The organism is Pseudoalteromonas sp. L23 (assembly GCF_021728455.1).
In the GTDB taxonomy this organism is placed as follows: domain Bacteria; phylum Pseudomonadota; class Gammaproteobacteria; order Enterobacterales; family Alteromonadaceae; genus Pseudoalteromonas.
This window is the reverse complement of sequence record NZ_JAKKCW010000001.1, coordinates 217,116-239,611: the sequence shown is the minus strand read 5'-3', so window position 1 is coordinate 239,611 and position 22,496 is coordinate 217,116. Positions and strand designations below refer to the sequence as shown.

The window sequence follows — 22,496 nt, the reverse complement described above, 5'->3', positions numbered from 1 at the left end:
TGAGGATGATTTTAATTGTATGTATGAAGTCCTGGGGAGAATTTGGGAATTTTCTGGCTGCTAAACAGTTGCAGGCGTTTTTGACTAAGACCTCGGGTCAGCTTGTGGATTTGATTGCTGGTGATGATTATATTGACAATTTTGTTCAAGTGGGTCAAGACATTAAGATGGCGGTAAAGAGTGCCGCTAATAGTGATGAAGTATTTGATAATTATTTGAATATTGTTACCCGTTTAGATCATAGGGTGGCTAAGCAAACCGAAGAGCAAGATTTTTCTGAATATTTGCCTTTGCTTGAGGCGATTGAACAGCGTAAACCTACGACCGTTATCTGCACTAAAGGTGTGGTGGCTCGTATGTTAGCAGCCCAGAAAATTAAGAAAATGCCGGAACAATTATATAACTATGTGACTAATCACGGTCACTTTAGTATGGATGTTCACCGTAGTGCAATTGATAGCGGTATGAAATATCTGACTCGTTTACCTGCTGCAACTGAATATCTGCGCGATATAGTGAAAGTGCCTGCAACACAAATTCATGATTTTGGTTATATCTCTTCGGTGCAAATGGAAAATTTAGCTGATACGCAGCAAGTTAGTGAATTGACAGATGTGATTTTGGTAAGTAATCGCGGTGGGCGTAAATATACATTGTTGTATCAAGAGTTGTTGAAAAACACCAATTTAAACCTTCATTATATTGTGATCAATGATGCTGAAGAGCTGGCGGTAGCTGAACAAAGCGCCCGTGATTATCCGGGCCGTGCAAAAGTCCTTGATGGTCTGCAACAAAAGGATTTTTTAGCTTTAGTGGCCGAACTTGGTAAGAAAGGCACTGTGTATGTTGGTAAAGGTAGTATTAATACATTGATCGAAGCTGTACTTGGTAAGCAACCTGTGTTGGGTTTGCGTTCTGGATTGCCAATGGAAGAGTGGGGAGCACAGTACCTTGAGCAGCATCAACTTGGTTGTATCAGAGATGATTGGAAAGATATTTACAACAAGATTGCTGAGTTGGTTGACTCGCCACAGGCTTATTGTGAACTAAGAACCAATGTATTGAAGTATTTGGCTGGTGATTCGATTAATTTAAGGCCTAACTTAGCGTGGTTACAACCACCTACCGAAGAGCAAAAAGTTCTCGGGCAAATAGGTCAGTGCAAGGTTCAACTGATTGCTGGTCTTGAAGCTAAAATGTCTGAGCATCAAGTTGAGATGACAGATAGCGCTAAGGCAATGATGAATATGTTTGTTGATGCTCAGTTGACTGACAAAGTTGTTACTTCACCAGAGGATTTGGTGTTGCTGTTGCAAAAGCTCAATATCGAACAGATTAGTCAAATGTATATTGAGGAGTTTGGAGCTTTGCGCCTGACCACTAATCGGACTGTGCGTTTATTAGCAATGATGCATGAACAATGGGTTGCGGCCAAACAAGCGCAGGAAGCAGCATCATGTTGATTATGGGGGTTCACTCAATAGGTCATGACTCGGCTGTTAGCTTTGTTGAAAATGGAGAATTGATTTGGTCGATTGAAACCGAGCGATTATCTCGGGTCAAACACGATGGAAAAATTCAAACTACCCTGGATTATCTAAAAGAGCATAAGGCCGATTTGTTGCAAAGGGTCGATGTGGTGTCTTTTAGTACTCACGTTAGCAATAAAGTCGCAAAAATCGATGATTTTGAAACGTTGAATCAAGGTATTGACCAGCATAACTTCTATTTTGAGTCTAAAACTCTGATTACAGGTAAGTCAGTTAAATGTTTTGTTGTTGCCCATGAAATGTGCCATGCAATGGTTGGCTTTCAATATGCTAAACCAGCGGAAAAACAGCTGTGTTTTGTTAATGAAGGGCGGGGGCATTTTTCACGTAATTGTGTGGTTCGTCGTGATGGCAAACAATTAACTATTACTCATTGCAATGAATTGCCTTGGTTTGGCTCTGGTATGGGTTGGACTTCTCTTGCGGTTATGATGGGCATAGAAAAATCTCCTTCAGCTGCAGGCAAAGTGATGGGTATGGCGGCATATGGTGAATATGAACCGAGATATGCTGAGATGATTTTGGCTGCACCACATAATCTTTATGATTATTCAGTAGTTGAAAGACCTAAGTTTTTAGCTAAGTTGTTTAAACAATATATAGGGCAACCGACGTTTAAAGTTAAGGCTAATTTGGCGGCGACTTTACAACAATTGTTCGCTCAGACAGTGGTTGAGCATGTTAGTCACATTGTTACTGATGAGGACCTCTCAGTTTCCATGTCTGGTGGTTGCGCATTGAATCTTATGGTGAATACTCTGCTGTGGCAGCGCTATGGTGAACGTTATTCTGTACCTCCTGTTTGCAATGACTCAGGTCAAAGTTTGGGAGCGGCGATATTTGCCCAGTTACAATTGAAAGGTCATTTACTTGAGCCTGTGTCTGTATATAGCTGTGGTGAAAGCTATACAGTTGAGCGTGACTGGCTTGAAAAGCAAGGTTTTATTGTCGAGGACTATACAGCGCAAAAATTAGCAAAATATCTACACAATCATGAGGTTGTTGCTTGGTATCAGGGTAAATCTGAGATGGGACCAAGAGCTTTGGGTAATCGTTCATTATTTGCAAGTTGTCAGGCTCATGGAATGAAAGATAGACTCAATCACATGGTTAAGTCTCGTGAATGGTATCGCCCTTTAGCGGCGATAGTTGCTGAAGAGTCTTTGGCTAAAATCACCAATGATATATTTCCGTCAAAATATATGTTGTTTAATTATGATATTGACTCGGACTTAATCCCAGAGGCTACTCATGTTGACGGCACGTCGCGTTTGCAAATCGTTAGCTCAACAGATAATGCTAAAGTTCATGAGTTATTACTAGCATATGAAAAGTTTAGTGGTGTTGGGGCGTTGATTAATACTTCTCTTAATGGTCGTGGCAAGCCAATTTGTTTGACACCAGAAGATGTAATCAATGATTTTGCCGACAGAGATGTTGATGTTTATGTATTTGGTGATTTGATTGCAAGGAGGGGGCATTTTGTTTGAGTGCGAATATGATTTTAATCAAAAGCGGCAACATTATCTAGATAATGGTGTTGTTGGTTTCGAAAAATTAATAGGTGAAGATTTGCTTGAAAGACTTGAAGCTTGTTTTGACCGTATTATTGAAGGTAATTATCTAACAGGTGTGCCACCGACTAATCGCACTCATATGCCAAATGACTCATACGATAATTTGACCAGAATTTCTTGTCCGGCAATTGCAGATCCGCAAATGGTCAGCTTATTAATGGAAGCTGGAATTGGGGTTGTGGCCAATGCATTAAGCGAGAGTGATTTTGTTCAGGCTTGGGGTATTCAATTGATTAATAAGGTGCCCGGCGAGGGGCCTGAGTTTAATATCGGCTGGCATCAAGATGGACAATATTCTCCTTGGTTATTTGAAGGAGATTGGATCACCGCTCACATTACTTTATCTGATGTTAATGAAGATGATGCGCCAGTATTGTATATTGAAGATTCACATCATTTACCGACTTTCAAACAAGGTTTACATAAAGGACAAATTACTGGGCAGGCCTTTAAGGCTGATTTGTATGAGCATGGCTTGGTATTAGCTGAGCGTTTAAATGTACCTTGGAAGGTTAAGTATCATACTTCTAAGCGCGGTGATGTTAATTTTCATCACAGTCGTTTAATTCACGCTTCGGACAATCTACGCAGTGGTAAAACCCGTAAGACCTTTAGTATTCATATGCGTACTAGTCATAACCCGTTGGTGATCAACGAACCGTTTTTAATTCGGAATAATCCGCCACAAACTAGTTATTACTTGGACTTTGCCGATCAATTGATGTGTCCGGTAATTCATGGTGTTGCTACTGATTTGGTCGGTTTTGCTGCGCCTAAACAAACATTTGAGGAACTAAACTGTGTTTGATAAATACTATGATATGTCTGCTCATCAAAAGCAATTGAATGATACTGGCTTGGTAAAATTTGAAGGGCTACTTAACGAGCAAATGCTAGATAAGCTAGAGGCTTGTTATGACCGTATTATGGCTGGAGAATATGTTAGTGGTAATCCGCCACCTCGTCGTACTCACCCTCCTAAAGATTCAGAAAAATACCTTACTCGTGTTTCTTATCCTACTGTGGCAGATCCTGCTTTGGTTGGTTTATTGATGGAAGCTGGGATTGGGGTATTGTCTAGTCGCTTGATGAATAGTGATTTTGCTCAGGCATTTTTTATTCACTTGGTTAACAAGGTGCCCGGTGAAGGTTTAGAGTACAACATAAGTTGGCATCAAGACGGTCAATACGGTAAACATTTGTTTAGTGGTCACTGGATTACAGCTCATATCGCTCTTGAAGATGTTAACAGTGATGATGCGCCAATTCTTTATGTTGAAAATTCTCACCGACTTGAGCCGCTGAATAAGCGCGAAGTGTCTGGATTCAGTTTCCGTAAACCGTTGGATGAATTGGGACAGCAGTTTGCCCAAAAGACAGGTATTAAGTGGAATGTGGTGGAATATCTATCTAAGCGTGGTGATGTGACTTTTCATGATAGTCGTTTGATCCATGCCACTGATAATTTACTCTCAGGTCGTACCCGTAAAACTTTTGTATTGCATTTGCGTTTTGAGCATAACAAGTTGCTGTTTAGCGATCCTATTCATGTTACAAACGAGCCGCCACAACCGAATTTTTATGTTGATATAGCCGATTCGATCATGTGTCCAGTTTTACACGGTGTTGCGACAGATTTACCAGAGCGTCGGTTAAAGGCTGGATAAATTTGGTTTAAACGGATGAAAATAGTCTATTTTCTCGAAAGATTTCCGGAGCTGAGTGAAACCTTTATTCGCCAAGAAATATTGGGTTTGTTGCAGCAGGGGATTAGCGTTCGAGTGGTCACAGTAGCTTGTTCAGAACAGAGTAATCATGTGGATTTGGCTAACGAGCATCCGCTGTTGGCTCGGTGTGAAGTCGATGTTATTGGTGAGCAAGATTTAGTTTATTCAAAAGGGCGTATGCTTCGTTGGTTATTACATCCTTATTCTCAAGGTAAGTTTAAACAGCGCTGGGATAATTTAAATGCTAAACATTACCGCACTAAGTTACTGTATAAAATTGTTTCAGGTCCTAAGCGTATTGCAGCTGATGAGATTGTCATCACTCATTTTGGGGGAGCAGGCGTTATGGCGGCACAGTTAAAGCAGTTTGGCTATATACAAGGGCCGTTAGTTAGTGTTTTACATGCCTATGAACTTACTAAGCTTCCAGCGTTTAAAGATTTAACACCACATTATCATAAGTTATTTACTCAAGCGGATAAGGTGTTATCGGTCTGCCGTTTTATGCAAGATAAGATCACGTCTTTGGGCTGCGCGCGAGAGAAAGTTGATGTTATGCATATGGGAGTGAATATTGAACAACTAGCTCAATTGGCTGAGTACCATAAAATGGATGCGGGGTTATTGCGTGTCCTGTTTGTTGGTCGCCTGACTCAAAAGAAGGGGATACTGGATGCTCTTGAAGCTTTGGCCAGAGTTTCTAATCGAGTCAATTTTCATTTTGATATTGTCGGTGATGGCGAGTTAAACCTAATTTGTGAAAATTCGGTTAGAGAACTAGAACTTGAGGATCGAGTGACATTACACGGTGCTTTGGCCCATCACAAAACTTTGCAGCTTATGGCGCAAACTGATGTTTTGTTGTTGCCTTCTAAGACTGCGGATAACGGTGATATGGAAGGGGTGCCAGTAGTGTTGATGGAAGCTATGGCCATGAAAAAAGTTGTGTTGTCGAGTTTTCATTCGGGGATTGGTGAGTTGGTCGATGATGGTGAGAATGGTTTTTTGGTTGCAGAAGGTGATATTGAAGGGCTTTCGTTGAAGATTGAACTAATAGCTAATTTTACATCTGATATGCGTCTTCATATTGGGCAACAGGCTGTAGCTAAAGTTAGTCAATTATTTAACCAAGGCAAGCAATCTCATGCCTTGGCTAGTTTATTGCGAGAATTATGATGCAGTACGATATTGTTTTTATTTCATATGATGAGCTGTGTGCTGAGGATAACTGGCTAAATTTACGCAGACGTTTTCCAAAAGTTAAGCGGGTTCATGGTGTTGATGGTATTCTCAATGCGCATAAATTAGCAGCTCAAGCGGTTAGTGGTGAGTGGTTTTTTGTTGTTGATGGTGATAATAAAATTCATTCTGAGTTTGATTTTGCCTTACCTGAATCACAGTTGTGTGACGACACCACTTATGTTTGGCGTTGTATCAATTCGGTCAATGGGTTGTGTTATGGCAATGGTGGGGTAAAACTGTTTAATAAACGAGTTTTTGCTACGGTCGATGAGTTTTGGGGCGATATGACAATGTCGCTAAGTAAGCGATACAAGCCAGTGGATGTGGTTGCTTCTACCACTATTATTAATGCTAGCGCTTTTCATGCGTGGCGTGCAGCGTTTCGCGAGTCGGTTAAATTGAGTGTGCCGCGAAAGCGAGTGCGGGAAGAATTTATACGTCAACAACGCTTAGGACAGTGGTCCAATGTTAAAGAGGATGTTGAATATGCGCAATGGGTTGCACGGGGTTGTGTTGAAGGTATAGAGTTTTATCGTCAATGTAGTGCAACAGGAGAAGATCACGCTAGCTTCATTAACAACTTTAATTGGTTGCAACAGCGCTTTAATGAAAAATATTCCGAGGATCAAAGATGAAGAAGCTTGCTAACATACTGCTGATATTGGCATTGGTTGGTACAGTCATTGTTGGTTTTTTTAAAAGCCCTGAGTTTCAATTGCGCCACCAAGGTGATGTTGTTGCTTATCGTGGCGGTGGTTTGGTGGTGGACTATCTTAAACTCAAGCAAACTGGTTGTATGGCTCAAAGTATTACGGCAAGTGAAAGTGGTTTAATCGAAAACACGCTGGCGGCGGTTGAGCAACAAATCAAAAACGGTGTACGTAATATTCATTTGAATGTGCAGTTAACTCGTGATAACCGTTTGGTGGCGTTTCATGATAATGACTTGAGCTGTGCTACTGATGGTGAAGGTAAAGTTCACCAATTGACTTGGGAGCAAATAAAAGATTTAGATGCTGGCTACGGTTATACCCTAGATGGCGGCAAAACTTTTCCTTATCGCAATCAAGGATTAAGAATAGCTTTGTTAGAGACTTTAGTTACAGATCCAGATGTTACTTACTGGTTGAATCTAAAAACCACCGCTAAACGTGCATCGCGTATTTTGTTGGAGTTTATCGATACTTTAGAGCCTCAAATGCAGCAACAAATTGTACATATCGGCAATGCTCAGGTTGTGGATTATATTCATAGCCTCAATCCGCAAGTGAACAGTATTACCCAACGGGATTTAAAGACTTGTCTGATTGATTACGCGCTGGTTGGTTGGAGTGAGTCTTATCCTAATTCGTGTAAAAACCGCATCATTATTGTGTCACCTGAATTTGCTGAATACTTGTGGGGGTGGCCTGAACAGTTTGCTGCCAGAGCGCAACAGCATGGTAGCCGAGTTTATTTATGGACCAAACATCAAAGCTATCAACACAGTGATAATTTGTTGCTGCATGGTATTGGTTTAATTAGTGGCAACGCGCCTGCTGCTTTGTCCCAAGGTAGTTTATAGCTAGTTGTATTGTGATGCATAAGGTAGCCATAGGAATTCCAACTTATCAACGGCCAAAGTCGTTGTTACGTTTGCTTGATTCAATTAATCAACTGAAATTTTCTGCACAATTTTGTGTTTTTGTAGTGGACAATGATAATCACAGTCAATCAGCAGTTAATTTGTTGGCTAGCAGGTTAGCCGATTATCGTTTTACTTTGCATACTCGTGCCGTTGCGCCTGCCAATATTTCTGTAGCTCGCAATATGTTGTTGCAGATGGTATTTGAAGAACATGACTTTAGTGTCATTGCTATGGTAGATGATGATGAAATAGTAGATTGTGATTGGCTTAACCAGTTGGTTAATTGTCAATTGCAAAGCGAAGCGGATATTGTCCAGGGTAATACACTTCCTAACTTTTTAGTTAAGGTTGAACCTTGGATGAGCCAAGTGCCTTTTTTCTATCGCCATCAATTGATGAGCAGTCATGATTCAATGGCGTTGAGTTCTTGCAATATTTTGATAACTAAGGCTATTTATCAAAAGATGCACGGGCAATTGTTCGATCTGCAATTTGGCATTTCAGGTGGTGAGGATACCGACTTTTTCCATCGGGCTAAAGCTTTAGGTGCTAAGTTTGCCTATGAGGGTAAGGCTTTGGCCTATGAAGATTATGATCAACTAAGAGCAACTAAAAGTTGGGTGCGTAAGCGTAGTTTTAGAGTCGGCCAAACTAATGTCAAAATTTTTCATCAAAATCGCAGTGGCTTCATTTTTAGCTTAAAAATTTTCGCCAGATTTTTGGTTAATTTAGTTAGATTGGCGCTGCTGTGTTGGCACCCTGCACACTCTATCCGTTATCAAATGAAAATTTGCCGCCAGTGGGGGATGTTGCTGGCCGCCTGTGGAAGTAGCTAATCAATGTCTTTTTTATTTAATCAAATGCGTAAGCTCATTGGGAAAACTTGGCAAGCTGATTTTGGCCGTTTTGATGCTCAAGTTGAATTCATCCGCGAAGGTGATACTGCCCAATTGAGTTTTTTACTACCTTTGGTATTGCCAAATGATAATATTGCCGCGTTTTATCGTTGTGTTTGTCAAGTGTGTGAACAATTGAATGCACAGCTTGAAAGTGGGTTGATCTCTAGTGCTCAGTTGATTTTAGGCATTCAGGGAAATTGGCAACAAAGTGTATACCAGCAAATTATTGCTGATTTATGCGCTAAATTGGCTAAATCTAATGTACATGTGACACTGATAAAGCAAAATAAAGCCAATAAAATCGCTATGATCAAAAGAGCAATTAAATGTGCTAAAGAAAAACAAAGTGAATTATTTGGTTGGTGTGATGGTGATTTGCTGTTGTCTGACAATATTATGGAAACATTAATTGGTAGTATTTATGTGCGACACAATTGCATCGTAGGTCCAGTGCATGTTCAAGTTAAAAATCCGCAAGATTTTATTGAGCAGCGTTACTTAAAACTTCCAAGGACTAAACCAAATAAATATCCCCAAGGCTGTGTGCTGTTTAAGCTCAATGCTGTTGAGCATGACTTTGATGAAAGAGATATCAGTGATGATGGCTATCTAACATTTGCCAATCTGTGTTTGGATGGTCAACCTATGAATGGAATACAGGTTATTGAAGCGGCCAAAATTTATTATTTGACCGATTTGAATCTTAAACAAAAGTTAATTCGTTTTCGCCGTATCAGTCTTAGTCATATGATCTTATTGCATAAGTTCGATAAGACTAAAGCTAAATATATTTATCACAATATTATGTTTGCACCATTGTTTGCACGGCCTTTGAAGTTTAATCGTCAACTGGTTGTAAAGTCTTTACTCTATTTTGGTTATTTGTTAGTGACCTTTGAATTGCTTTTAAGAGTGCTGATAGACAAACCGTTAAAACGAATTGTGTGGTCTGCTTCATCTGGTGGTGACGAATGAGCCGTATCAGTATTGCTATTCCTCATTATAATCAACCTCATTTGATTAGTAGGGCTATTGAGTCATTGTCTTTGACGTGTCTTAAAGATATTCAATTATTGGTAATGGACGATGCCTCATCAGATGATGTCTTTGCTCAGTTGCAACAGCAGTTAGATAAAACTAAACAACTAAGCAAACATCCTATTCGTTTGTTTCGTGCCAGTAAAAATGTTGGTACTTATCGGATGAAAAATGCCATTATCCAGCAGTTGGATACTGAATATTTGGCCTTTCACGATGCTGATGACTTCAGTGTGGCTATGCGTTTAGACCGTTTATATGATGGGATGAGAGACAGCAATATCGATATACTTGGCTCTGCTTATATGGAAGTCATGTCGGATTTAGATAAAGGCGATAGTTATTACATTAAACGGTTTTATAAGATGCCTTATCTTGCCCATAAAGTGGGGATTAAATACATCAGTTATCAACCCTCTCAATTAGTGCGCTTTAGCTGTTTTGACACTTTAGGTGGATTTGATGGTTCTACTCGAATTGGTGCGGACGATGAGTTTACCTTACGTGCTGTACATTGCAAAAAGGTGCGTAATTTAAGTGAGCCTCTCTATGTAAAAATAGAACAAGCTAAGTCGTTGACTACCGATGAGACGACTGGCTATCAATCACCTATACGTGCAGCTTATAAACAGAAAATGGCCGATTTGCGTAAGAAAATTAAAACTGGCTTAAGCCAAGAGTTTTATCGCAATACGCCTAATGATGAAGATTTTAGTTTGAAGGAATTTTAAAAGGGATACATATGACAACAGGAATTTCTACAACACAACTCAAAGATGCCTGCGAACAAGGGTTGGCTTATTTGCGTCAGCAACAAAAAGCCAATGGAGCAATTACAGCTGCTAATTACGGCACTTTTGATGTTTGGGAAACTATTGAAGCGGCTATGGCTATCACTTTGTGGGCTGAGCAGGAAAGTTTGCAAAATGATGCTGTGCTAAGTGCCGCTATGGCGTTTTTGGCCAGTAGCGAAACTGATGATGGTATGGTGCCAGACTCAGCAAAACGCACGGATTTATATTGCATTGAGACTTCCAGTGAATATCTACAATTATTAAAGACCTTGCTAGAACGCCAATTTCCTCAGCGCACCGATGTGATAAATCAAGCGCAATATATCTGTGAGAAACAACTTAATGATGGTCGTTGGAGAATCGAAAATCCGGCGGTAAGCGAAGATGTACAGCACTTGCCTAGTGTCACCGCTTTTGCCATGTTGGCTTTGCTTAGGGTTGATACTGAGCCTAAATATTTTTTACAAGCACTGACATTTTTAACTGAAGGACAGTTGGCTAATGGTACTTGGGGTCAACATTGGCAATATTATGAAACGCCGTTTTATCTGATGGCTCCAATTTGCGAGTTGTTGCAGCGCTTAAATGATAATGGCCGTTTTGATAGTTATCTTGCTAAAGCGCAACGTTTTGTTTTATCTGAGCAACAAAGTGATGGACGTCTGGTTAGTGGCCAAACTGATGGTGAAAATCAGATCAGTGAGTCTTTGCATACGGTATTGGGGCTAAAAACTTTATTGGCGACGGGCATTCAATTAGATGATCCTAACGTTCAAAAAGCCCTTAAATGGTTGCTTAGCCAACAAAGTGAAAACGGTTGCTGGCATGGTGGGGTATTTCCTCATCCGAATGTCAAAATCAAGAAAAATGAAGACGTCTTTTGTAGTGCTCAGGTGCTGGTGATGTTGAATCGATATTGGCAGTTGAGCCAAGGCTATAAGGTATAGCGGATGTCTGCTGTTGTATTGTGTTCTGATTGTTTTAACAATCCGGGTTTGAAAAGATATGTTGAGGAATTGTTTGTCGCTGATTTAGCTGGGTGCCCTCGTTGCGATTCGACTGAAGGCCATTGTTTAAGTGGCGCTATGGTTATTGAATTGGCTGATAAGTGCTTTTTGCACGGGGAAATAGCTAAGGCTGCTTATTACAATGATAAGAATATAGAGCGCAATAAACAGCAAAAGTTGTCAAGCAGTCTGGGGAAAACCCTGAAACAGGATATATTGTGCATTGAAAATGCCATTAATGATGCCTATTTGGAGAATACTGATTCCCAGATACTACTGCGAGCGTTAGAGAGTTATCCGGTTCGGGTTTTAACCCCATCAGATCAATTTTACCGTATAAGAGTATCGCCAGAGCAGCCACAAAATTCAGCAGAATATGATAGCCCTCCAGATGAATTGTTGGGTTCGGGACGACTTGATTCGGATAACATGCCTGTCATGTATGCATCGCAAAATCTTCAGATATGTATTCATGAGTGCCGGGCGGCGGCAAATGATAGCCTTTTTGTCGCGACATTGCGCCCGACGTCACATTTAAAATTGCTGGATTTGACTTGTATTGCAGCCGAACCGCTGCAAAAAGCTTTGCATATGGTATTTATGTTTAGTCGTTTTTCTTATCCTCTGACTCGCAGAATTGCGGTGTTGGCTAAACAGGCTGGTTTTGATGGCATTATCTATCCGGCTACATCTACTATTCTGGCAAAAATCGATCCTAAGGCTAAACAACAAAATAATTCGAAGGTGGTAGAGAATATTGCCATGTTCGGCAGACCCATACTCGACTCATTGGTCGAAGTGGTAACTATAGAAGCAATAACATCGAGTAACCAACTTTAGGGAAAATGAAGATGGGTTTAGAATTAGTGAATCAAAAATTCGATGCAGAAATCGAAAAACTTAAACAAGACGATGAAGTGCTTGCTGTGATGGGCTACGGCTCATATTTTAAAGGCAGATTTAAATCTGGCAGCGATATTGATTTGATTTTGATACGCGATGGCGAAGATATTTCATATAAAAAGAAAGTGTTTAATGAAGGGTTGGAATTTGAATTTCGTTATGTGACTGAAGATTTCTTACTTGAACTGCTTAGCCGAAGGCATGGTCCTACCATCAAACATATGTTGGAAGCCACTATTGTGTCAGATCCAAACGGCATAGCTGAAAAACTAAAACAATACGCTATAGATATTACTGCCAAGTCTATTGATGAGACCTTTCCTCATGATGCCAGACGGGAAAAAGCGCTGGTGATTGAAAGCCTGCATCGCAAAATCCATCAGGTTAAAGATCATCCCGGATTTTTTGAATTTGCTTGTTCAAAACTATTGCTTAATTTGGCTGATGCTTTTATTCGTCTGCATTGTCATTGGGGGCTACAGGGCTTTCGCGAATCAACAAGACAACTCAAAGCGATAGATCCTAAAGTGCACCAGCAATTTGAATCTGCTATGGCACCTAATCCTCAAGAGCTGAGAATGGAAAACATTGATGCCTTGTATCATTTGGTGATTGATGCTCTTGGCGGTGTGGTGGCAGTGAAAGAGTCGGTGCTGTCTATGGGCGTTGAACAGGTGATCAATACCATTGAAAATTAAGGGATGATGTGATGGCTTTTTTTAAAAGTATAAAGCAACGGCAATTGTTGGTGACCAATAAAAAGGTGATGTATACCAGCTTAACGTGCGCGCAAACTCTTGAAGAGATTGACTTGGCCCAATTTAAGGCGCTGTTCGATGAAGGTTGGCCTATATTGCAACTGGTTAGAAATCCGGTGGATAGGGTCGTTTCTTTTTATAAAGATAAAATTATCGATGCTGGTAGACGTAATGATAATGGCAAAATTCAAATTCAAAATTGCCAATATATGTTGTTGGCCATGATGCAAATGGAGCTTAGTTTAGAAACCACAGTAGCCGATATTTTGGCTGGATTGCGGGCGGTGCGTTTTGATGTTTTTGCTTTAAAAATGTTACCTCATTTGTATCCTCATACTAAACACTTAACTCCACAATATGCGATTTTGCCTGAAGAAATTCGAGAGGCTTTGAATGATAACAATTATCGTGTGGTAAAGATGGAAGATAGTGAACAATTGTCCAAGGAGTTGACGCCGCTTGGTGTTGATGTCGGAGTGATACACAATCAATCGAAAGTAAATACTCAAGTTGAGCTTGAGGAGCGTGTGAGTGTGTTTATCAAGAACCTCTATACTCAGGATTATGGAGAATATCAATATGAGTGATATTAATCCTCAGTTACTTTTAGTAGATGAAAATGATCAAGTTATTGGTCATCAGAGTAAATTGGCGGCTCATTTGGGTGAAGGTCAATTACATCGGGCTTACTCGGTGTTTATTTTTAATCGTCAAGGGCAGTTGTTATTGCAACAAAGGGCTGCGCCAAAACCACTTTGGCCGGGAAGTTGGTCTAATTCTTGTTGTTCTCATCCGTCAGTGGGTGTTGCTATTAAAGATTCTGCTCAGTGCCGTGTTCAAATGGAGCTAGGCTTAGAGGCATCAGTGGAATACTTGTATAAGTTCTTGTATCGCGCTAAATATTTGGATGTTGGTCATGAGCATGAGTTGTGTCACGTGTTTTGGGCTATTTGCGATGATTTGCCAAAACCAAATACCGATGAAGTGGCTGCATATCAGTATATTGATATTGATGGTGTCGCCGATTTTATTGCTGCTAATGAACAGCAAGTGACTCCTTGGTTTAAGATGGAATGGGCTTATTTGCAAGTTCATCATCTTGAGGCTATTAAACAACAATTATTCGGTGAGTTATCGCCATGTTAAACACAATTAGACGTGTCATTGGTGAAGTTTATCAATATGATGCGCCGAAAAATGGTTATCAAATAGAGTGGGGAGGAGTTGCTGAGTCTGCACAGTTAACTGTTTTAGTGCCTTGTTTACTTACTAGCGATAGTCTTATTGATTTGTATAAAACGCTTGAAAGTTTGTTTGCAGAAGTCGAGTTGGTGCTAGAAAAGAAAATTTGCTCAGATGTGCAGCTGGTCGTGGCTGCACAATATCATCCTGCTCATCAGCATGAAAGTGATATTTACATTGAATTGTTGCAAGGGTTATTGGCATCGAAGTCGATTGTAGGCCTAACTACATTACTCATTAGTATGGATTATCCAAATAAAATTGATGCGATAAATACTGCTGTGGAATTGGCACGTCAAGCTGGCTCATTGTTTTTCTGTTGGTGTGACGATGATATTAAAGTGTCTTCTGGAAGCTTGGGTATGTTGGTGGACAAAATTAAGTCGGATGATTGCCATCTTGCAGGCTGCCGTAAGGTGTTGATTGAGCAAAAAGGCCAAACCCTATGGAGTAGCATCCGAAATTCACATAATAAGGTTAATAAATATCCGCAAGCATATTTAGCGTTTAAATTAGATAAAATTGATCACCAATTCGATTCAGGGGTTATTAGTGATGATACCTATCTTACATTCGCTAATATTTTTATTGATGCCGAACCTATGAATAAAATTGCTATTGTTGAGCAGGCTGTGGGGGAGTTTCAATCGGGGGCGACACCCTTGTCTAATCTAAAACGCTTGCGTCGTTTGGTTCTGAGCAATTTTATTGTGTTATCTAGAGTGGATGAAAGCTCTGCAAAATACGCATTTAATCAGATTATTTTTAAAGAATTGATGGATAAATCCCATCATAGCACTGCTAAAACTCGTTTGGTAAAACGTTGCTTATATGGTTTATATGGGCTGTTTCTAGCCGAGATCACTGTAAGATATTGGTTGAAAAAACCAATTCGGCAAGTTGGGTGGTATGGTCATTCTGGTAAAAGGCGGCCCACTTAAGTTTTATTTGCTATGGATATTATTGTAATGAACGAGAATCAATCCATTGTGTTATTGGTTATTGTGCTGGTATCGCTATTTATTTTTAGCTGGTGGTATAGGCTGCGAGGCCCTGTTGTCCAAGTCAAACAGAGTCGATTACTTAAACAGCTTACACAGCGTTTAGGTACTCAATTGAATTGGTCGCGACTTGAGTTGCATTTAATTGAGCAGGCTCATCCGCAATTGACAGAACAAATTGGTAATATTAATAAGACTGATTTTGAGCTGTTTTTCCGTCGTACATTCGGCTCTGGCTATTTGTATGAGTTCCATTCAATAGAGCCTGATCGCAATGCAGTGACCGTTACCAGTCGTTATAGCCCTGAACAATTGCAGAAGATGAAACTCTACGCTGAACAAACGGGCAGAGCTAAGACTGAATGGGAGTTTGTTCGAACGTTACTGGATTTGATTAAGTTTCATTTTGGTCGGCCTTATTTGCTAAAACCTAATGACAAAATAAAAGCGTATGGTGTAGAAGTTTTTAGGCCTAATCATCCATTAGATCATGGTATTCGCCAAGGTCGTTTGTCTGGAGATATTATTCGCTTGGTGGGTAAGTACCCTGATGAGTTCCGACAAGATATTGTTCAATTGGTTGCGGCTCAAACAGACCTGTGTAAGTTTATCCGCCAAATGCAATTTACGGGGGCATTTCAGCGCTCGGGACGCGAAAGTGAGGGGAATGTTGCTGAAAACTATCAAGCTTATGCCCGTGCTGATGTTGGCTTTTTTCGTCAGGCTGCACGATATTCAAGTTTATTTGATGATCAACTACAAATAGATGATTTTGCCAACGCTTTGACTGCTGCTTGTGATTATCTTGCTGAGCCTCATGTGATGGGTGATATAATGGCAGCGGCCCATATGTTGGATTTACAAAGAATTGGTTTGTATGGTGAAAAAGATAGTATTATTGCTGCTCAATTACTTAATACTAATACACAATTAATGCATAATAGTGCGAATAAGGGAGGTACTGGTGGCTCACAAGTAATCAGGGAACTTAGACAGTTAACTGACTGCTATTTGGTTAATAATGGTGTTTTGGGTTTTTATCGTTTTGAGAAGAAATGGTATATGCAAAACAATGATTTAGATTTAATGGCGCAAGCTGTGGTGTTGGACTATTCAAAACCGTTGCCAGTATATTCACCGAGAAAGAAAAAAGTTGGAAAATTGGTAAAAGCTAGTCGTAAAATATTTAAACGATTGAAAAAATATTAGTCAAAAACTTGCCAAATGTTATAAGTGATAATTTAATTTCGCAGTAAGTATACCCGAATTCAGATAATAATTGATAACTGTAATATTATGCCTTCCAAACTCTGATAAATAAAACTTTACAAAACTCGTGATCAAATAAAAGTTTTTATTCGGTGTTGGCGCATTAAATTAAATAAAACCAATGAGTTATGGGTTGTACCTATTAAGCCCGATTAACAATATGAAGTGGGCACGGCCTGTCACGCTGGGGTTACGGCGGTTCGACGCTTCGATTCGAATCCCGACCACTGGGCCAGCTTGCATTTCCTCTTCTAAGCGAGCTTCCTTTACAAAAATCCAAAAATCCAAAAATCCAAAAATCCAAAAATCCAAAAATCTCATTTACTTTAGCCCTTCCTTTGTCATCGTAATCAAACAGCTCACTTTTCAACATAAGCTTATAATAATGTCGACATAACTTTGCCTGTTGTGGCAAAGTGGCAGGCTCAGTTGGTTAGCTCTTGTCTTAGATAACTAGGCCTAAGACGATTATCTACGCGCCGTACTCATTGCAACTCTCATATCCTCTAAGCAAAACACGATTAACTTAAAGCGTAAACCATGGTTACTTTTTAACTCGTCTCTTTTCTAGCGATCTACTTGCGATCTGTTTTTATTTAAATATACTGTATGTATAAACAGTGTTTGGTGATGTATGGCGAATTATATAGATCTTCTTGAGCGTAAAAACTTGCTTTGGCGTGGGCGTGGAAAGGCCGTGCAGCATGATGTCGTCAGTACTCGCTTTGCTGCACTTGATGATGTGCTGTGTGGTGGTTGGCCGCAACAAGGTGTGATTGGTGTAAAAACTGCAATGGGAATAGGGGAGTTAAGGTTGATATTGCCCCACTTTGCGGATGATAACCGTTTGAAGGTATTAATTAATCCACCAGGACAAATACATGCCGCGGCATTGCATTATTTATCGTTAGACCTGAGTGAATTTATGATATTGCAGCCACCAAGTGAAAAAGAAGCACTGTGGGCTGCGGAGCAGTGTGTAAAAAGTGGTGCGTGTAGTGCGCTTGTACTTTGGCACGAAGCGCTTTCTATTGCCGCTGTAAAGCGTTTGCAGCTAGGTGCACAGACGGGAGGTTGTAGGTTATTTGTTTTACATCAAGCACAGTACGCTCAAACTCTACCATTTACGCTTTCAGTGGCTTTACAAGCACAGCACAGCGGCTTGGATGTGATAGTGAAGAAGCACAAGGGGCACTTGGCACATCGTAGTCTTAAACTAGAAAACCCCCACTATTGGCCAGAGCTTGAAAAGCCAAATCTACCTCATGTTAGCGATAATATAGTTGCATTTACAGGCTATGAGCGGCGTTTAACGAGCTAGTTATGTGGTTATATCTCTATTTTCCTATGCTGCAACTAGAGGGAATGACAAAGCAAACGGTTTCCGGTGATTTTGTTACACCCGTTGTTATTATTGATGGCCGCAAAAACCAGATAGTGCAGCTCAATGATGCAGCGCAGCAGCGAGGCATAAAAATAGGAATGGGCCTTGGGACTGCTTGTGCATTGTGTACACAGCTTCATGTTTTGCCCTACGACGACCTTCTAGAAAGACAGCAGCTATTAGAAATTGCCAATACGCTTTATCAAGTAAGTGCAGATATTGTAATCGATGAACCTAATGGCCTTGTGCTTAAAGTCGATTCTATGCTGTCGCTCTATCATGATTTGCCAAGTTACTGGCAAGTAATATCTGGACAATTAGCGCAACTTGGCAAGAGTTATTATTACGGCATGGGTGAGTCCACAATAATGGCTAAGCTCTTAGCGCGAGAGCATTGCAATGCGCTTATGTTAACGCAGTGCCAAAAGCGTCATTACTTGGGGAAGATAGGATTAACACGTACAAGTCTAGACAGTCAAGTGATTGAGTTGCTTGCTCGCACCGGAGTTAAAAACGTGGCGCAGTTAGAGCAGTTTTCACTCAGTGAACTGGCCAAACGTTTTGATACTGAACTCGTACATTATGTAGGCTGCTTGTTTGGAAAACTAAAGGAAACCCTTAACTATTACCAACCTGTGGAAACCTTTGAGCTTACTGCACCTTTACTTTACGAAGTCGAAGTAATGGCTTGGTTAGAAAAGCCAATCGAGCATTTGCTATCGCGTTTAGCGTTATTCCTACAGCAACGTAACTTAGTAACTCGAACGCTTTATTTTACCTTAGCACTTCGAGATAAAGAGGCTTTAGAGATCACATTAAACAGCGCGGAGCCTGAATATAAGGCGGCAAATTGGCAGCGCTTGTTAAACCTCAAGCTAGAATCCATAACCTTAGATGCACCCGTACAAAGTGTTTCACTCAAAGCTGATGCACTAGAAGCGCAGCATGCCACAATAAAAGATCTCTTCTCAACGCAGCAAAGTGCGATGTCTGCGCAAGGACTGCGGGCTATTCTATGTGCTAAGCTCGGTGAGCAGGCAGTGCAAGGTTTACAACTTACAGGCGATCCTCGTCCTGAAAAGGCCAGCACTTATAGCCACGAGCCACGTTTCACGACACTCAAGAGTAAATTAAGACCTACTATCCTATTTCCGAAGCCACAGCCGTTATGTGAAAGAGTCAATATTATTTCTGGTCCAGAGCGTATCGCTTCGGGGTGGTGGGACGGTGAGCCGGTCCAGCGAGATTATTTTATTGTACAAAATGAACAAGCGCAGCGGTTATGGGTATTTCGAGAGCAAAATAATCATTGGTATATTCATGGAGTATTTAGCTAATGTCTTATGCCGAGCTTTTTTGCCAGAGCAACTTTTCATTTTTGACTGGCGCATCGCGACCAGAAGAGTTGGTCAAACAAGCAGATTTTTTAGGTTACAGCGCAATAGCTATTACTGACGAATGCTCTTTGGCTGGTATTGTCCGTGCTCATGCTTATATTCGTGATCATAAACTCAAGATAAAACTGATAGTTGGGAGTTTACTGAAGTACAACAATATTGAGTTGGTTGCTCTTTGTCCTTGCCAGCTCGCTTATACAGAGTTATGTCGAGTGATCAGTAATGCTCGCCAGCGAACGGAGAAGGGACAATATCAGCTTAGTGAGTGGGATATTATGTCGCTTAAGCATGTCTTATTGTTATGGTTGCCAAAGGGGAACAGTCAAGATGTTCAATCATTGCAATGGCTGTGTAAATATCACCATAATAGAATATGGATTGGCTACCGACGTAACTTGAGTGCAAAAGATGTACATTATTTTACCCATTGTGTAAAACTGTCAAAAGCTTACCAAATACCTATTTGCGCTGTTGGTGGGGTGCTTATGCACTGCTCGTCTAGACTTGCGCTACAGCATACACTGACAGCCATTCGACAGAATCGTGTGATAAGCGAGATCCCTGAGAAAATGATTAGCAATAGCGAGTCGGCACTTAGATCTATCTCTAAGCTTAATAAGTTGTTTTCACCTACCTTTCTTGAAGAAAGTGCCAATATCGCGAAGCGATGTGTATTTAATTTAGACTCATTGCATTATCAATATCCTCAGGAGTTAGTGCCTAAAGGTTTTACTCCAATGACTTATTTACGCGCGTTGGTCGAAAAGGGTAAACAAGTTCGCTTTCCTGATGGCGTGCCGCCAGATATAGAAGCCATTATTGATAAAGAGCTAGCGCTTATCGAAGCGCTTGATTATCCGTTTTTCTTTATCACTATTCATGACATTGTGATGTATGCCAAACAGCATCAAATCTTATACCAAGGGCGAGGCTCAGCCGCTAACTCTGTGGTCTGTTATTGCTTAGAGATAACCGCGGTTGACCCTCGGCAAGTGGGTGTATTGTTCGAGCGTTTTATTAGTAAAGAGCGTAATGAGCCACCCGATATAGATGTGGATTTTGAACACCAACGTCGTGAAGAGGTGATCCAATATATCTACAAAAAATATGGTCGTAAACGCGCAGCATTAGCAGCAACGGTGATCACGTATCGTTTAAAAAGTGCCATGCGTGATGTTGGCAAAGCCTTGGGCATTGAAATGGCGCAAATAGAGTACTTTATTGAGCACCTCAACCGCCGTGATAAAGGGCTTAACTGGCAGGCCCAATTAGTGGAGTTAGGGTTAGAGCCAAACTCATTAAAAGGTCAGCATTTTATTCAGTTGGTTAATGACATTATGGGGTTTCCAAGGCATTTATCGCAGCATGTTGGTGGTTTTGTTATCTCAGAAAGTCCATTACATGAATTAGTGCCCGTAGAAAATGCAGCTATGCCAGAGCGCACCATTATTCAATGGGATAAAGATGACCTTGAAACTCTTAAGTTACTCAAAGTCGATATCTTGGCCTTGGGTATGCTAAGCGCTATCCGTAAGTGTTTTGGCTATATTGCAGCGCATACGAAGCGAAATCTGGATCTTGCCCAATTGACTCGTATGCAAGACGACCCTTTGGTCTATAAGATGTTGCAAAAAGGGGATAGTGTTGGCGTGTTTCAAGTAGAGTCTCGTGCACAAATGAGTATGTTGCCAAGGCTGAAACCCGCGAATTACTACGACTTAGTGATCCAAATAGCGATTGTACGTCCCGGCCCTATTCAAGGGGATATGGTGCATCCATTTTTAAAGCGACGGGATGGTGAAGAGCAAGTGACTTATCCATCCGAAGCGGTTAAATCGGTATTAGAGAGGACAATGGGGGTTCCTATTTTCCAAGAACAAGTGATAAAACTGGCTATGGTTGCTGCTGGGTTCACTGGAGGAGAAGCGGATAGCCTACGCCGAGCCATGGCGTCATGGAAAAAAACCGGGGAGCTAATGCAGTTTAGAGAAAAGCTTATTCGAGGCATGCTGGATCGGGGCTATGAAGCACAATTTGCTGAGCGGATTTTTGAGCAGATCTGCGGCTTTGGTGAATATGGTTTTCCTGAAAGTCACTCAGCTTCTTTTGCAGTGCTGGCTTATGCCTCTGCGTGGTTGAAATACTACTACCCCGCAATGTTTTATACCGCTCTACTCAATAGCTTTCCAATGGGGTTTTATTCGGCTTCACAGCTGTTGCAAGATGCATCAAGGCATGAGGTTAGCATTTTACCTATCTGTGTTAACCAGTCCGATTACGAACATCAAGTCGTACAAGAGCCAAGACAAGCAACGTTTGCGATCCGCTTAGGACTTCGGCTTATAAAAGGGTTAAGTGAAGAAGAAGCACTGCAATTATTACAATGCAGACCTCAAGAGGGGTTTGGGAATATCGTGCAGTTACAGCAAGCTGGTATTACTAACAGCACTATTGAAAAGCTGATTTCCGCGGATGCTTTACATCACTTTGTAGATAGCCGTTATGCGGCTAGGTGGTCACTTGCAGATCAAAGTAAAACCTTGCCACTATTCAGCGATATTGAAGAGAAAGAGTCGCAATATAGTCACTTTAGCGCCACAGAGTTTGAAAACTTACAGGAAGATTACAATAGCACTAAGGTTTCTTTACGCACTCACCCAATCAAGCAACTTGAGCAAGAAAAGCTTATACACCGAACGGTTAAGGCCAATGAACTGCTTTATCGACCGCATAAATCGTTAGTAACAGTGATAGGGCTGGTGACAGGAAAGCAAGCCCCGGGTACCGCAAAAGGCGTGACCTTTTTTACTTTAGAAGATGAAACAGGCAACATCAATGTAATTGTGTGGTCTGGTACTGCTCGAGCACAAAAGCAAGCCTATATGGGCGCACAGCTATTAGAAATAAAGGGTATAGTAGAGAAAGAGGGTGAAGTGGTACATGTTATTGCTGGTAGGTTAATCGATAGAAGTGAATTACTAGCAGCGATGACAATTAAGGCTCGCGCTTTTCATTAATTGCTTGTGAGGTGCTCGGCCTTTCGTAAATGCGTTTCACATATGCGTATAAGGTTTAAATGCC

Annotated in this window: 20 protein-coding genes; all 20 read left to right on the top strand. The window is 40.8% G+C overall.

The window, feature by feature from the left end; all coding sequences use genetic code 11:
• Nucleotides 1-5: 5 nt before the first annotated feature.
• Nucleotides 6-1,463, top strand: a complete 1,458-nt coding sequence (locus L3V43_RS01085; RefSeq protein ID WP_029215871.1) for a hypothetical protein — start codon at nt 6-8, stop codon at nt 1,461-1,463.
• Entirely contained in the window at nt 1,457-3,040 is a 1,584-nt protein-coding gene (locus L3V43_RS01080) for a carbamoyltransferase C-terminal domain-containing protein (RefSeq protein WP_158299122.1), read from the top strand. The genes L3V43_RS01085 and L3V43_RS01080 overlap by 7 nt, the downstream gene beginning before the upstream one ends.
• Nucleotides 3,033-3,935 carry a phytanoyl-CoA dioxygenase family protein gene (locus L3V43_RS01075; protein WP_237115882.1) on the top strand — a complete coding sequence of 301 codons (903 nt, stop codon included), beginning with the start codon at nt 3,033-3,035 and terminating at the stop codon, nt 3,933-3,935. The genes L3V43_RS01080 and L3V43_RS01075 overlap by 8 nt, the downstream gene beginning before the upstream one ends.
• A complete protein-coding gene (locus L3V43_RS01070; RefSeq protein WP_102057204.1) occupies nt 3,928-4,794 on the top strand; it encodes a phytanoyl-CoA dioxygenase family protein in 867 nt (288 codons plus the stop codon). The genes L3V43_RS01075 and L3V43_RS01070 overlap by 8 nt, the downstream gene beginning before the upstream one ends.
• Before the next feature lie 15 nt (nt 4,795-4,809).
• Nucleotides 4,810-6,030 carry a glycosyltransferase gene (locus L3V43_RS01065; protein ID WP_102057203.1) on the top strand — a complete coding sequence of 407 codons (1,221 nt, stop codon included), beginning with the start codon at nt 4,810-4,812 and terminating at the stop codon, nt 6,028-6,030.
• Entirely contained in the window at nt 6,027-6,731 is a 705-nt protein-coding gene (locus L3V43_RS01060) for a hypothetical protein (protein WP_010606649.1), read from the top strand. Before L3V43_RS01065 ends, L3V43_RS01060 begins: the two co-directional genes overlap by 4 nt.
• Nucleotides 6,728-7,660, top strand: a complete 933-nt coding sequence (locus L3V43_RS01055; protein WP_010606650.1) for a glycerophosphodiester phosphodiesterase family protein — start codon at nt 6,728-6,730, stop codon at nt 7,658-7,660. The genes L3V43_RS01060 and L3V43_RS01055 overlap by 4 nt, the downstream gene beginning before the upstream one ends.
• A 14-nt stretch (nt 7,661-7,674) precedes the next feature.
• On the top strand, nt 7,675-8,559 hold the full coding sequence (locus L3V43_RS01050; protein WP_010606651.1) for a glycosyltransferase: 885 nt from the start codon (nt 7,675-7,677) through the stop codon (nt 8,557-8,559).
• A 3-nt stretch (nt 8,560-8,562) separates the two neighbouring features.
• Nucleotides 8,563-9,597: a hypothetical protein gene (locus L3V43_RS01045; protein WP_237115883.1), complete on the top strand. Its 1,035-nt coding sequence runs from the start codon at nt 8,563-8,565 to the stop codon at nt 9,595-9,597.
• A complete protein-coding gene (locus L3V43_RS01040) occupies nt 9,594-10,391 on the top strand; it encodes a glycosyltransferase family A protein (RefSeq protein ID WP_102057201.1) in 798 nt (265 codons plus the stop codon). The genes L3V43_RS01045 and L3V43_RS01040 overlap by 4 nt, the downstream gene beginning before the upstream one ends.
• Before the next feature lie 11 nt (nt 10,392-10,402).
• On the top strand, nt 10,403-11,401 hold the full coding sequence (locus L3V43_RS01035; protein ID WP_237115884.1) for a hypothetical protein: 999 nt from the start codon (nt 10,403-10,405) through the stop codon (nt 11,399-11,401).
• Between the two features lie 3 nt (nt 11,402-11,404).
• Nucleotides 11,405-12,301 (top strand): RES family NAD+ phosphorylase, encoded by an 897-nt coding sequence (locus L3V43_RS01030; protein ID WP_237115885.1) that lies wholly within the window; start codon nt 11,405-11,407, stop codon nt 12,299-12,301.
• 11 nt (nt 12,302-12,312) lie between these two features.
• The gene (locus L3V43_RS01025) at nt 12,313-13,062 is read left to right on the top strand and encodes a nucleotidyltransferase domain-containing protein (RefSeq protein WP_102057199.1); all 750 of its coding nucleotides are present in this window, start codon (nt 12,313-12,315) and stop codon (nt 13,060-13,062) included.
• Between the two features lie 11 nt (nt 13,063-13,073).
• Nucleotides 13,074-13,709 (top strand): sulfotransferase family 2 domain-containing protein, encoded by a 636-nt coding sequence (locus L3V43_RS01020; protein WP_102057198.1) that lies wholly within the window; start codon nt 13,074-13,076, stop codon nt 13,707-13,709.
• Entirely contained in the window at nt 13,702-14,268 is a 567-nt protein-coding gene (gene idi, locus L3V43_RS01015) for an isopentenyl-diphosphate Delta-isomerase (RefSeq protein WP_010606658.1), read from the top strand. Before L3V43_RS01020 ends, idi begins: the two co-directional genes overlap by 8 nt.
• Nucleotides 14,262-15,305, top strand: a complete 1,044-nt coding sequence (locus L3V43_RS01010; RefSeq protein WP_010606659.1) for a hypothetical protein — start codon at nt 14,262-14,264, stop codon at nt 15,303-15,305. The genes idi and L3V43_RS01010 overlap by 7 nt, the downstream gene beginning before the upstream one ends.
• A 174-nt stretch (nt 15,306-15,479) precedes the next feature.
• Complete coding sequence (locus L3V43_RS01005; RefSeq protein ID WP_158299121.1) at nt 15,480-16,574, top strand: SidE phosphodiesterase domain-containing protein; 1,095 nt, start codon at nt 15,480-15,482, stop codon at nt 16,572-16,574.
• Between the two features lie 694 nt (nt 16,575-17,268).
• Nucleotides 17,269-17,955, top strand: a complete 687-nt coding sequence (gene imuA, locus L3V43_RS01000) for a translesion DNA synthesis-associated protein ImuA (protein ID WP_174169974.1) — start codon at nt 17,269-17,271, stop codon at nt 17,953-17,955.
• 2 nt (nt 17,956-17,957) lie between these two features.
• Nucleotides 17,958-19,355: a DNA polymerase Y family protein gene (locus L3V43_RS00995; RefSeq protein WP_235366645.1), complete on the top strand. Its 1,398-nt coding sequence runs from the start codon at nt 17,958-17,960 to the stop codon at nt 19,353-19,355.
• Nucleotides 19,355-22,432, top strand: coding sequence for an error-prone DNA polymerase (locus L3V43_RS00990; protein ID WP_235366646.1), 3,078 nt, complete (start codon nt 19,355-19,357; stop codon nt 22,430-22,432). The genes L3V43_RS00995 and L3V43_RS00990 overlap by 1 nt, the downstream gene beginning before the upstream one ends.
• The last annotated feature ends 64 nt before the right edge of the window (nt 22,433-22,496 follow it).